This window comes from Enterobacter sp. GER_MD16_1505_Eko_090, assembly GCF_003331015.1.
Lineage (GTDB): Bacteria > Pseudomonadota > Gammaproteobacteria > Enterobacterales > Enterobacteriaceae > Enterobacter > Enterobacter roggenkampii.
In genome coordinates, this window is record NZ_PUQF01000008.1 from 71,917 (window position 1) to 84,672 (window position 12,756).

Genomic DNA, 12,756 nt, shown 5'->3' on the forward strand with positions numbered 1-12,756 from the left:
TTTACTGTGTGATTAATTCACACTATGGTTATTTTACTTATTTTAGTGCTCTTGCAATTCTTACTGAATGTCATTTACGAAGCATGCCTTCGATAAAATCTTTCCAGTTCCCCAGTTCACGTTCAATCATAACAACCTCTCTTATTATTATGCGCATTCTACAAAAACGTACCATCATTGTGAAGACTATTTAACCAATTGCTGTGATTGTACCCTACGTCCTGCGGGGATTTATGATAAATATGAACGGAGAGCCCTCAATTTTTTGTGACGGCCAGCAATATTTTGAAATAACCCTACGAACGGGTGAGTTTTATTTTATTTGCTGAGTTTATTGGATTTTTAAAGTTAATGGACATCTATGCTTAAATGATGAAAGAATATTCAGCGTACAGTTGTGAGTCGAATTAAGAAGACATATTAATCCAGACAATTCCTGAATGTGTTATATTCCACTTAAGGATATATCTTCGAATTTACTGAACATTTAATTATCAGAACATCAAAAGGATTCACCATGGTTGTGATGTACGGCATTAAAAATTGCGACACCATCAAAAAAGCCCGCCGCTGGCTGGACGCTAACAGCGTAGAGTACCGCTTCCACGATTACCGTGCCGACGGGCTCGATGCAGAATTTCTGCATAGCGCTATCCGCGAACTGGGTTGGGAAGCCCTGCTGAACACCCGCGGCACCACCTGGCGTAAACTGGACGACTCTCTGCGCGCCAGCATCACCGATGCCGACAGCGCGGCAAAACTGATGCTCGAGATGCCGGCAATTATCAAACGCCCATTGCTCTGCGCGCCAGGGCAGCCTATGCTGCTGGGTTTCAGTGAAACCCTTTATTCCGACTTTTTTCGTTGAGGTGTAGTTTATGTCATGCCCGGTCATTGAGCTGACTCAGCAGCTTATTCGCCGTCCTTCCCTTAGCCCGGACGACGCAGGTTGTCAGGCTCTTATGATTGAACGCCTGCGTGCCATCGGTTTTACCATTGAACGCATGGACTTTGGCGATACCCAGAACTTCTGGGCGTGGCGCGGACAGGGCGAAACGCTGGCCTTCGCCGGGCATACTGACGTCGTTCCCGCCGGTGACGCGGATCGCTGGATTAACCCGCCGTTTGAGCCGACCATTCGCGATGGCATGCTGTTTGGTCGCGGCGCGGCAGACATGAAAGGCTCTCTGGCGGCGATGGTCGTGGCGGCAGAGCGCTTTGTGGCGCAGCATCCGAATCACAAAAACCGTCTCGCGTTTTTGATCACCTCCGACGAAGAAGCCAGCGCGCACAACGGCACCGTGAAGGTCGTCGAAGCGCTGATGGCCCGCAACGAGCGTCTCGACTACTGCCTGGTCGGTGAGCCGTCCAGCACCGAAGTGGTGGGTGACGTCGTCAAAAACGGACGCCGTGGCTCGCTGACCTGTAACCTGACCATTCACGGTGTGCAGGGCCACGTTGCGTATCCGCATCTGGCCGATAACCCGGTCCACCGCGCCGCGCCAATGCTGAGCGAGCTGGTGGCGATTGAGTGGGATAAGGGCAACGAGTTCTTCCCGCCGACCAGCATGCAGATTGCGAACGTCAAGGCCGGGACCGGCAGCAATAACGTGATCCCGGGGGATTACGTCGTCCAGTTCAACTTCCGCTTCAGCACGGAACTGACCGATGAGATGATCAAGGCGCGCGTTATCGCCCTGCTGGAAAAATATCAGCTGCGCTATACCGTGGAGTGGTGGCTTTCCGGCCAGCCGTTCCTGACGCAGCGCGGCAAACTGGTGGATGCGGTGGTGAACGCCATCGAGCACTATAATGAAATTAAGCCACAGCTGCTGACAACGGGTGGCACCTCAGACGGACGCTTTATCGCCCGTATGGGTGCTCAGGTTGTCGAACTGGGGCCAGTGAACGCAACCATTCATAAAATAAATGAGTGTGTCAATGCGGCAGATTTACAACTGCTGGCCCGTATGTATCAACGTATTATGGAGCAAATCGTCGCCTGACGAACGCTCTGAGAGGAATAGCGAATGGATTGGCTTTCAAAGTACTGGTGGGTTCTGGTGTTGGTTTTTCTGGTCGGCGTACTGCTGAACGTGATTAAAGACCTTAAGCGCGTGGACCATAAAAAATTTCTCGCCAACAAGCCGGATCTTCCCCCGCACCGTGATTTCAACGACAAGTGGGACGATGACGACGACTGGCCGAAGAAGGATCAGAAGAAGTAATCGATCCGATTCCCCCTCTCCATGGGAGAGGGGGAAGAATCACATAAACTCAACAATATCATCGTTATCCGGCTTACCGCCGCTGAGCGCTTCATCAAAGTAGTGCTTCGGTACGGTATAGCGCAGATGGTCAAGCGCAAACTGCATGCTGCGGTCGTCAATGGCGTGGCCCAGATCGTCAACGATATCCAGCGTCACATCCCCACCCTCACGCATCAGCGCTTCCTGGGCAGCAACCGCATGCGAGAGCTCAATCACCCGGTCTTCACCGCCGTGGATTAAGTGGATCGTGGTTTGCGTGGTTGCGCTTGTCGGTAACGTCGCAAAACGGCCGTTAAAGGCGATCACCCGTGAAACCAGACCCGGCTGCGCCTTTACGCTTTCCAGCGACATGATTGACCCCTGCGAGAAGCCAATCAGCGCGGTCGCTTCGGCTCCTACGCCGCTCTGCTGCTGCCAGTAGCGGACGACGTCGATAAAGGCCGGCATGATGGCGTCGATACGCGCCTGACGGTTCTCTTCCGTCACGCCCTGAACCGAGAACCACTGGCGCCCGTTCGGGCCGCATGGCTCTACGCCACCGATGCTTATAATCAACGCTTCCGGGAAAACGGGCGCAAACCAGCTGCCAATCTGCCCCATATTGACGGCATTATCGCCAACACCATGAAACAGAAGCAGTAACTGTTTAGCCGGTTTGTCAGGGCTTTGAACAACAAAATGGTCATGTTTCATGGTGGTCTCCTTAATAGATGACCTGGATTCTACGCCTCCCGGCGGGAATGACCATGCCACTTTACTGAAGAAGTCATTGAAAAAATTGCCATTGCAAAATGGCTTCCTTCAACTGCTGGCAGCGCGGATAATCAATGGTTTCAAGCGCTTGCGCGGTTTCAGAGCGCAGCTTTGCCAGCAACGCTTTTCGCCCGAGCTCATCCGTTTTCCCTGCTAGTTTCCCCCGCAGGGCCGGAAGCGGCATATCAACGGTGAGCAACAACCGCGTCAGCGCGGCAACCGAGGTTGAAAACGCGCGATGGGCAAAAGCAAACCCCGCCAGCTCCCGCCAGTCATCACTATTAAGGGTAGCTTCCCAGCCGTCGTCCACCGGGATCTTTTCACCGTTCCAGGCCGACAGGACGCGCATATCCCGGCATAAACGGTGATGTTCCTGCGCGCACAGCCGACGCCCGGCCTCGCTCAGCGGCAGCAGCGCCATCGCCGTGTAGCAGCCGCTGCTGGCTTCCCGATGGCTCCCCATCCGCACCAGCACAAACCCGCACCGCTGCCAGAAACGCCACAGCTCGTCGGTATAACCAAAACTCACCGACAGATAATCTTCCCCGCTGGCGCTACGGATAAGCCGTTGCCCGATGCCTTCCCGCTGGCGCAGGGGGTGAATCGCAATGCGGCTAACCCGTCGCCCTTTCAGCGTCGCCGCGAGCGGAGAGCCGCCGTGCGCCGCCAGCGACTGCGCCACGAGATTCCCGCGTGGACGCCGGTATCCCGCCCACACGGCGCGGCTAAGCTCCGGTGACAACCCGCCCTCTTCCACCAGCCAGAGCGCGCCTGCAATATCAGCCCCCGTCTCTGCAACAGCAAAGTGCTGGCCGGGCGCGTCCATCATCCGGCGTAAATCGAGCGGTGACGTGCGGTAGTGTGCAGCACACAGCAATTCATAAACGCTTGCCGCGCGTGCCGGGTCGCTCTCCCACATCCGCGGCGCCAGCGGCGTTATACGAACCTCACCTTCCGGTTTGCGATCGATAAGCGCATCATCAAATAACAGAGCATTTGCCACGAACCGCTCAAGCGGACATCCGGCGGCCCAGCGAATGGGGGTCGATAAGGCATAATGCCGCAGTCCGCTGAAACGGGCGCAGAACTTCAGCAGGAAGCCCCTGCCCGTCCCTTCATAGCCCTGCACCGTGGTGGTTAATAATACGCGCGTAAAGCGCGTCACCAGCTTCTCCAGCAGCGGGCCCGGGATGGCAGCCGCTTCATCGACAATCAGCCAGTCGGCCTGCAGCGTGGAGGCCAGCAGCGCATCCGGGGCCATAAAGTGGAAATGCTCGCCCGCAAAGCGCGCAATGACATCCGTTGCCCCTTTAGCCGGTGCCGTGACCACCGCACTCCCCTGAATGCTATTGAGCAGCATCCCCGCCAGCGCTGACTTTCCGCGCCCGCGCGGTGCCGTTACGGCAGCGATGCCCGCAGGCATGGTCAGAAGCGCGTCGAGGATCTCCGCCTGCTCGCGCTGCGGTGCGCCGCTGGCAGGCTGCCAGGCGGGTAAATCCGGCGCAACGGGAACGGACAAAGGACGATGCTGTTGCCAGACAATCGCATCCGAATCGGCGGCAAGCGTCCGGCAGAAGTGGTGCACAAAGTGTGGAGTGGCGATCGGCTCCGCACTGTCGCTCCAGCGCAAAGAGTCGCTGTCTGGCCTGTCGGCCCAGTCAGCAAGCGGAGGAACCAGCAGCACCAGGAGGCTTCCGGCGCGCAGCGTCCCGCTGAGCGCGGCGAAGGCTGAGACGTCAAACCCGGCGCGCGCGTCAAAAACGGCGTGAAGGTATTCGCGTCCCAGCAGTCCGCTGAGGGTTTTAGAGGGATTGTCATCCAGCCACAGCCAGTCTCCCGGCAGGGTATTACGCAGGTCAGCCGCCTGACTCAACGTCCACTGCGTCTCACCGCTGAGCACCACCAGCCGACGATGGCCGGTGCGCTCAAGCTCGCGTATCAGCTGTTCAAACGCCAGCATTACATCGCTTTACCGAAGGTATTACACTGCGCCGGGTCGCCGCTGTCGAAACCGCGTTTAAACCAGCTGTAGCGCTGCTGCGAGGTACCGTGAGTGAAGCTGTCCGGCACGACGCGCCCCTGGCTCTGCTGCTGAAGACGGTCGTCACCGATCGCCTGAGCGGCATTCAGCGCCTCCTCAAGATCGCCGGATTCCAGCACGCCCTGCTGCTGCATGCTGTGGCCCCAGACGCCCGCGAAGCAGTCCGCCTGCAGCTCCATTTTAACGGACAGGCGGTTCACGTCAGCCTGCGACGCATTTTGCTGGAGCTGGCGCACTTTTGGCTCAATTCCCAGCAGCTTTTGCACGTGATGGCCGACTTCATGCGCGATCACGTAGCCCTGGGCAAAATCGCCATCAGCGCCAAGCTTGCGTTTCATGTCATCGTAAAAAGAGAGATCGATATAGACGGTGCCGTCCGCCGGGCAGTAGAACGGCCCCATCACGGACTGTCCGGTGCCGCATCCGGTGCGGGTTGCGCCCCGGTACATCACCAGCTTCGGCTGCTGGTAGGTACGCCCCATCTTCTCAAAAAGCTGACCCCAGGTGTCTTCCGTTGTGGCGAGGATCACGGAGGTAAATTTGGCCGCTTCATCTTCATTCGGGCTGATGGAGCGCTGAGAATGCTGCTGCTGTTGCAGCGGCTGACCGGTCATTAACCCGGTGAGATCGACGCCGTAATAGCCCGCGACCAGCACCACAATCAGCAGAATGATACCGCCCTTGCCGCTGGGTAAGCGGAAGCCGGGTCCGCCCATGGAAGGACCGCCGCCGCCATCACTGCGTCTGTCTTCTACATTGTCACTTTCACGACGCCCTTGCCAGCGCATAACCACCTCTAACTATTCCATTTATAATAGCTATGATCGTAGGCGGTTAACGGCAAGATTACCATAGGAAACAAAGGTAAGACGCCAAAGGATGCGAACATCCTTTGGCAAGTGAGGGAGTTAGTCGAGCTTAACGCCTAAACGGTGAGCAACCGCTTCGTACGCTTCAATCAGGCCACCCAGGCTCTGACGGAAGCGGTCTTTGTCCATTTTATCCAGGGTTTCTTTGTCCCACAGGCGGCTACCGTCCGGTGAGAACTCATCGCCCAGCACCACTTCGCCTTTGAACAGACCAAACTCCAGCTTAAAGTCGACGAGGATCAGACCCGCGTCATCAAACAATTTTTTCAGCACGTCGTTGGCTTTGTAGGTCAGCTCTTTCATGCGCGCCAGGTTCTCTTTGTTCACCCAGCCGAAGGTTTCGCAGTAGGAATCATTGACCATCGGGTCGTGCATGGCGTCGTTTTTCAGGAACAGATCGAACAGCGGTGGATTCAGTTCGATACCTTCTTCAATGCCCAGACGCTTCACCAGGGAGCCCGCAGCACGGTTACGAATAACGCACTCAACCGGAACCATATCCAGTTTTTTCACCAGACATTCCGTATCGGACAGCAACGCTTCCATCTGAGTCGGGATACCCGCTTCGGCCAGTTTGGTCATAATGAAGTGGTTGAACTTGTTGTTCACCATGCCTTTACGATCGAACTGCTCAATGCGCGCGCCATCCCCTGCTGACGTATCATTGCGGAACTCGAGCACCAACAGATCCGGGTTTTCCGTGCTGTATACGGTCTTCGCTTTGCCACGATACAACTCAGCTTGCTTCTGCATCTTCATTACTCCTGGTGTGATGATTTGTGTTCAAAACTGGGGATATTATGCCACGCACACGTTTGCGTAGCACGAAAATAAAAAGGGCTGGATTCACCAGCCCTCGTATTTATTTGCTGAATGCTGCCTGGAAAACAGCGACCAGCGCATCGTTCTGCGACTGGGTCAGCGTGTGACCTTTTGGATCGATAAACTGCAGGCTACTGCGGTTATCAAGGTCACCGACCTGAATCTTGTAGTCACCGGAGGCAAGCTGAGGATCTTTCGCGCCCAGTTCCTGCCACGCGCTGTCGGAGAGCGGCTTATAGGTTGCCGTCATGCTGCCGGTTGAGCGGGTGCTGTCGGTCACTTTCATGCCCACTTTTTCCAGCGTCGCTGGCAGACGCTGCCAGGTCTGGTTAAACGGTGCACGCACCACCAGCATTGGCAGGCCGGTATCATCCGCGCCGCTCTGGACATCGAAGGTCACACCGTTGCGGCTCTGCGCGGCGTTGGCAGCATCGGTCGCGTTTTTATCCAGGCCTGCGGCAATCACGTTCAGCATTTCGGTGCTGTAACGCTGCAGGGATGCGGCATCCGCAACCGGTTTACCCGCCTGCTCCAGGTTCAACAGCTTAACGTTAACCGCCTGCTGATAACCCTGTGGTTTAACGGAGACTTGATAACGACCGCGGTACTGCTGGTCTTCATCCAGACGGTTCCATTCGATCCAGTCGGTGGTTAACGTCTGGCTGGCATCATCGCGTTTATCGATGGTGTAGTTCTTCGCCTGAATGACGCTGACAACCTGCGGCCACAGGGTGCTACCGCGCGCGCTCTCAACCATCAGAGACGCCGTATCACCGGTGAACTGGGTACGCGCCCCGCTCACCAGCGCCAGAGGCTGTGCTGGTGGACGAATATCAAGCGCTTTACCGACCAGGCCGCTGCCGTTGGTCACGGGAATATTATAATCGCCGTTCTGAATCGGCAGGATCATACCAGCCGGTGCGTGAAGTTCAGCAAGCGGGGTCGCATCCAGATAGGATTCATCACCGCTCACCTGGCGCTTGTAGCGCGAGTCTGAACTACAGGCAGCGAGCAGCATAACAAGCGAAACACTCGCAACCTTCGCCAGGCGCGACTTCTGTACTGAATAAGCCATCAAATCTCCCTAAACTTTACAGCAAACCGGCATGCTTCAGCGCTGCCCTGACGATATCACGACCGTGGTCGGTAATCGGTGTCATTGGCAGACGCAGCGTGTCGGTTGCTACAAGCCCCAACTCCTTACATGCCCATTTCACTGGGATCGGATTGGGTTCGACAAATAATTTATTGTGCAGCGGCATCAGACGCTGATTTATGACACGCGCTTCATCAAAGTGACCGGCCGCGGCCAGTTTGCACATTTCAGCCATGTCGCGCGCCGCAACGTTTGCCGTTACGGAGATCACGCCATGACCACCGAGCTGCATAAAGTCCAGCGCGGTCGCATCATCACCGCTCAACAGGATAAAGTCGTCTGAAACCAGCTCTTTGATCTGATGAACGCGGCTTAAGTTCCCTGTCGCCTCTTTAATACCGATAATATTTTTGACTTCCGAGAGACGACCAACGGTTTCCGGCAGCATATCGCAACCGGTACGGGACGGCACATTATACAGAATTTGTGGCAAGTCAGTATGTTCAGCGATGGCTTTGAAGTGCTGGAACAAACCTTCCTGAGTAGGACGGTTATAGTAAGGGGTCACCGTCAGACAGCCGACAATGCCGCTGTCGTTAAAACGTTTAGTCAGGCTGATCGCTTCTGCGGTGGCATTCGCGCCTGTGCCCGCGATGACCGGAATACGTCCGTCAGCCAGTTCCAGGGTCAGCATAACCACATCGCCGTGCTCGTCGTGGCTCAGCGTTGCAGATTCACCGGTAGTCCCTACCGAAACGATCGCCGAGGTTCCATTGGCGACATGGTAATCAATCAGCTTCTTCATGCTAGACCGGCAGACGTTACCTTTTTCATCCATCGGTGTTACAAGCGCGACAATACTTCCCGTGAACATGAGCCATCCTCTGTGCGAACAAGAGTCTCAATGGTACGTTTGGAACTGTAATAAAAGCAAGCGACCTGAGGCCCTCAGGCGGTTGTATGCATGTTTTTTTTATGCTTTCCTTAGGAAGACTTAACCATGCAAAGGAAGAACAGGTTTGACAACCTCATCACAACATTACCTGGTTATCACTGCGCTGGGTGCCGACAGGCCGGGTATCGTGAACACCATCACCCGCCACGTAAGCAGTTGCGGCTGTAATATTGAAGACAGCCGTCTGGCCATGCTCGGCGAAGAGTTCACATTCATTATGTTGCTTTCAGGGACATGGAACGCCATCACGTTGATTGAATCGACCCTGCCGCTGAAAGGTGCCGAGCTGGATTTGCTGATCGTCATGAAGCGTACCACCGCGCGCCCTCGCCCGGCCATGCCTTCTACCGTCTGGGTGCAGGTTGAAGTGCCTGATTCTCCACATCTGATAGAGCGCTTCACCGCGCTGTTTGACAGCCATCAGATGAACATCGCCGAGCTCGTTTCCCGCACACAGCCGGGCGACGCAAGCACGGTTCCCACGCTATTTATTCAAATTACCGCGCACAGTCCTGCATCACAGGATGCGTCAAATATCGAGCAAGCGTTCAAAGCCCTCTGTACAGAATTAAACGCGCAGGGCAGTATAAGCGTCGTCAATTATTCGCAGCACGAACAGGATGGAGTTGAGTAATGAATCCACTGAAAGCCGGTGACATCGCACCGAAATTTAGCTTACCGGATCAAGACGGCGAGCAAGTAAATTTGACCGACTTCCAGGGACAGCGTGTTCTGGTCTATTTCTACCCGAAAGCCATGACCCCCGGCTGCACCGTACAGGCCTGCGGCTTACGCGATAACATGGATGAGTTGAAAAAAGTCGGCGTGGAAGTGCTGGGTATCAGCACCGATAAACCAGAAAAGCTGTCACGATTTGCTGAAAAAGAGCTGCTGAACTTCACGCTGCTTTCTGACGAAGATCATCAGGTATGCGAGCAGTTCGGCGTCTGGGGCGAGAAGACGTTTATGGGTAAAACCTACGACGGTATTCACCGCATCAGCTTCCTGATTGACGCCGACGGTAAAGTTGAACACGTGTTTGACGACTTCAAAACCAGCAACCACCACGACGTGGTGTTGAACTGGCTGAAAGAAAGTGCCTGAAAGTGAGTGTCGGGTGGCGGCTTCGCCTTACCCGACCTACAAGGATAAATAGGCCGGGTAAGCGCAGCGCCACCCGGCAAAACTTACTGCTCTTCTACCGCCGGCACATCCGGCCACGCGTGGACGACCGCTTTAATCAGCGTCGCCAGCGGAATGGCGAAGAACACGCCCCAGAATCCCCACAGCCCGCCGAAAATCACCACCGATAAGATAATCACCAGCGGATGCAGGTTCACCGCTTCGGAGAACAGCACCGGTACAAGCAGGTTACCGTCCAGCCCCTGAATAATCAGATACACCGCGAAGCAGCTCCAGAACTCGGTACCCAGCCCAAACTGGAACAACGCCACGCCAACCACCGGAATGGTCACCACAAACGCGCCGATGTAGGGGATCAAAACCGAAAATCCGACCAGCACGGCCAGCAGCAGCGAGTAGTTCAGGCCGAAAATCAGGAAGCCAATCCAGGTGGCGACCCCCACCACAATCATCTCCAGCACCTTGCCGCGAATGTAGTTGGTGATCTGCTGGTTCATCTCTTCCCAGACCTGCCCCGCCAGCCCGCGGTTGCGCGGCAGAATACGGCGTACGGCGTTGAGCATCTGGTCTTTATCTTTCACCAGGAAGAAGACCATCAGCGGCACGAGGACAAGGTAAACCGCCAGCGTCAGCAGTCCGACCAGGGACGCCAGAGAGTACTTCACCACCGAATCGCCCATCGTCATGATGCGGGCGCGCATATTTTCGGCCATCGCGTCGATAATCCCGGCATCCATCAGCGCAGGATAACGGCGCGGCAGCGTGGCGGCGAAATCAGAAAGCTTATTCAGCATGCCGGGCATATCGCGGATCAGGTTAATTCCCTGTTGCCAGGCTACCGGCATCACCACAAAGGCCATCAACAGGAGAATGCCGACAAACAGCACCAGCACGATGCTGGTCGCCCAGCGGCGGGAACACCCAATATTCTCCAGGCGCGCCGTTGGCCACTCCAGCAGGTACGCCAGCACAATCGCTACCAGCAGAGGGGCGAGCAGGCCGCTGAAGAAGAACAGGATACCGAACCCGGCGACCAGAATAACCAACAAAGCAATGGCTTCCGGGTCGCTGAACCGACGCCGGTACCACTGCATTAACATTTCGAGCATACAACCCTTCCCTGAATCGAATGGCGGGAGTGAGAGGGTGAATTGTATCTAACTGTCACAAAAAAGACTTTCGCTTTTTGTATCCCGATCGCAATCCGCAAAAGCCTGATGAATGGGATTTTCTTCATGCTACAACACGGCTACACTCCCATGGCAGCAGAGATGAACGATATGCCGGTTCATCGGTCAAACTAGCACATCTAACATACAGGACAGTGGTTATGTTCAGGCAGTTGAGAAAAACACTGGTTGCAACACTGATTGCCGTGGTGACGGTCGGTCAGGTGTTGCCCGCTTTTGCTGACTCGTCCGATACATTGCCGGACATGGGCACCACGGCAGGAAGCACGCTCTCTATTGGGCAAGAGATGCAAATGGGCGACTACTATGTCCGCCAGCTGCGCGGCAGCGCCCCGCTGATTAACGACCCTTTGCTGGTACAGTACATAAACGGGCTGGGAATGCGTCTGGTGGCGCACGCCGACTCGGTAAAAACCCCCTTCCATTTTTATTTAATCAATAATGACGAAATCAACGCCTTCGCCTTCTTTGGCGGTAACGTGGTGCTGCATTCGGCGTTATTCCGTTATTCGGACAACGAAAGCCAGCTGGCCTCGGTCATGGCGCACGAAATTTCGCACGTCACCCAGCGGCACCTGGCACGTGCGATGGAAGACCAGAAACGTAACGCTCCCCTCACCTGGGTGGGCGCACTGGGTTCCATTCTGCTGGCGATGGCCAGCCCGCAGGCCGGGATGGCGGCGCTGACCGGTACGCTGGCCGGGACGCGCCAGGGGATGATCAGCTTTACCCAACAAAACGAGCAGGAAGCGGACCGTATCGGCATCCAGGTGTTACAGCGCTCAGGCTTTGACCCGCAGGCCATGCCGAGCTTCCTCGAAAAACTGCTCGATCAGGCGCGTTATTCTTCCCGTCCACCGGAAATTTTGCTCACGCACCCGCTGCCTGAGAGCCGTCTGTCGGACGCGCGTAACCGTGCCAACCAGATGCGCCCGGTCGTGGTCCAGTCTTCGCAGGATTTCTACATGGCGAAAGTGAGAACGCTGGGGATGTACAATTCCGGGCGTAACCAGCTCACCAGCGACCTGCTGGATGCCCTGGCGAAAGGCAACGTGCGTGAGAAAAACGCCGCGCAGTATGGTCAGGCGCTCCAGGCGATGGAAGCCAGCAAATACGACGAGGCGCGTAAAGCGCTGCAACCGCTTCTGGCGGCCGACCCGAACAACCCGTGGTACCTCGATCTGTCGACGGATATCGATCTGGGGCAGAAGAAGCCTGCCGATGCGATTAACCGCCTGAAAGGGGCGAAAGACGTCCGCACCAACCCGGTGCTGCAGCTTAACCTGGCGAACGCTTACCTGCAGGGCGGCCAGCCGGGTGAAGCGGCGACCATCCTGAACCGTTACACCTTTAACAATAAAGACGATCAAAACGGCTGGGATCTGCTCGCTCAGGCGGAAGCCCAGCTTGGCAACCGCGACCAGGAGCTCGCGGCGCGTGCCGAAGGCTTTGCCCTGGTGGGCCGCCTCGATCAGGCCATTTCCGCGCTCAGCAGCGCCAGCTCGCAGGTCAAACTCGGCAGCCTCCAGCAGGCCCGATACGACGCGCGTATCGATCAGCTTCGCGGCCTGCAGCAGCGCTTCAAGCCGTACGAGAAGATGTAATCAAGGAGAATTC

General features: G+C 56.1%; 14 protein-coding genes. 6 read left to right on the forward strand and 8 right to left on the reverse strand.

Annotated features, from left to right (window positions below; translation table 11 throughout):
- Window positions 1-70: 70 nt before the first annotated feature.
- Window positions 71-130 (reverse strand): protein YpfM, encoded by a 60-nt coding sequence (gene ypfM, locus C6A40_RS11010; protein ID WP_015572204.1) that lies wholly within the window; start codon window positions 128-130, stop codon window positions 71-73.
- Window positions 131-517: 387 nt separating this feature from the next.
- Here ypfM and C6A40_RS11015 point away from each other — a divergent pair, with 387 nt between their 5' ends.
- The 3 genes from C6A40_RS11015 to C6A40_RS11025 are packed head-to-tail and all read left to right on the forward strand — an operon-like array spanning window position 518 to window position 2,228.
- On the forward strand, window positions 518-868 hold the full coding sequence (locus C6A40_RS11015) for an ArsC family reductase (RefSeq protein WP_008501625.1): 351 nt from the start codon (window positions 518-520) through the stop codon (window positions 866-868).
- A gap of 10 nt (window positions 869-878) precedes the next feature.
- Complete coding sequence (dapE, locus tag C6A40_RS11020) at window positions 879-2,006, forward strand: succinyl-diaminopimelate desuccinylase (RefSeq protein ID WP_058657737.1); 1,128 nt, start codon at window positions 879-881, stop codon at window positions 2,004-2,006.
- Between the two features lie 24 nt (window positions 2,007-2,030).
- Window positions 2,031-2,228: a YpfN family protein gene (locus C6A40_RS11025; protein ID WP_008501627.1), complete on the forward strand. Its 198-nt coding sequence runs from the start codon at window positions 2,031-2,033 to the stop codon at window positions 2,226-2,228.
- Window positions 2,229-2,267: 39 nt separating this feature from the next.
- Here the strand turns inward: C6A40_RS11025 and ypfH are convergent, their stop codons facing one another.
- The 6 genes from ypfH to dapA form a co-directional block, all read right to left on the reverse strand.
- On the reverse strand, window positions 2,268-2,963 hold the full coding sequence (gene ypfH / locus C6A40_RS11030; RefSeq protein ID WP_045335301.1) for an esterase: 696 nt from the start codon (window positions 2,961-2,963) through the stop codon (window positions 2,268-2,270).
- Between the two features lie 73 nt (window positions 2,964-3,036).
- Window positions 3,037-4,983: a tRNA(Met) cytidine acetyltransferase TmcA gene (locus C6A40_RS11035; RefSeq protein ID WP_045335302.1), complete on the reverse strand. Its 1,947-nt coding sequence runs from the start codon at window positions 4,981-4,983 to the stop codon at window positions 3,037-3,039.
- On the reverse strand, window positions 4,983-5,852 hold the full coding sequence (gene ypfJ / locus C6A40_RS11040) for a KPN_02809 family neutral zinc metallopeptidase (RefSeq protein ID WP_008501630.1): 870 nt from the start codon (window positions 5,850-5,852) through the stop codon (window positions 4,983-4,985). Before ypfJ ends, C6A40_RS11035 begins: the two co-directional genes overlap by 1 nt.
- Window positions 5,853-5,972: 120 nt before the next feature.
- Entirely contained in the window at window positions 5,973-6,686 is a 714-nt protein-coding gene (gene purC, locus C6A40_RS11045; RefSeq protein WP_008501631.1) for a phosphoribosylaminoimidazolesuccinocarboxamide synthase, read from the reverse strand.
- A 109-nt stretch (window positions 6,687-6,795) separates the two neighbouring features.
- The gene (gene bamC / locus C6A40_RS11050) at window positions 6,796-7,830 is read right to left on the reverse strand and encodes an outer membrane protein assembly factor BamC (protein ID WP_008501632.1); all 1,035 of its coding nucleotides are present in this window, start codon (window positions 7,828-7,830) and stop codon (window positions 6,796-6,798) included.
- 16 nt (window positions 7,831-7,846) lie between these two features.
- Window positions 7,847-8,725: a 4-hydroxy-tetrahydrodipicolinate synthase gene (gene dapA, locus C6A40_RS11055; RefSeq protein WP_008501633.1), complete on the reverse strand. Its 879-nt coding sequence runs from the start codon at window positions 8,723-8,725 to the stop codon at window positions 7,847-7,849.
- A 145-nt stretch (window positions 8,726-8,870) separates the two neighbouring features.
- Between dapA and C6A40_RS11060 the strand changes: the two genes are divergently transcribed.
- Window positions 8,871-9,440: a glycine cleavage system transcriptional repressor gene (locus C6A40_RS11060; protein WP_023325845.1), complete on the forward strand. Its 570-nt coding sequence runs from the start codon at window positions 8,871-8,873 to the stop codon at window positions 9,438-9,440.
- On the forward strand, window positions 9,440-9,910 hold the full coding sequence (gene bcp, locus C6A40_RS11065) for a thioredoxin-dependent thiol peroxidase (RefSeq protein WP_008501635.1): 471 nt from the start codon (window positions 9,440-9,442) through the stop codon (window positions 9,908-9,910). Before C6A40_RS11060 ends, bcp begins: the two co-directional genes overlap by 1 nt.
- 83 nt (window positions 9,911-9,993) lie before the next feature.
- Here bcp and C6A40_RS11070 read toward each other — a convergent pair whose 3' ends face one another.
- On the reverse strand, window positions 9,994-11,058 hold the full coding sequence (locus tag C6A40_RS11070; RefSeq protein ID WP_008501636.1) for an AI-2E family transporter: 1,065 nt from the start codon (window positions 11,056-11,058) through the stop codon (window positions 9,994-9,996).
- A 221-nt stretch (window positions 11,059-11,279) separates the two neighbouring features.
- Between C6A40_RS11070 and bepA the strand changes: the two genes are divergently transcribed.
- Entirely contained in the window at window positions 11,280-12,743 is a 1,464-nt protein-coding gene (gene bepA, locus C6A40_RS11075; RefSeq protein ID WP_045335304.1) for a beta-barrel assembly-enhancing protease, read from the forward strand.
- The last annotated feature ends 13 nt before the right edge of the window (window positions 12,744-12,756 follow it).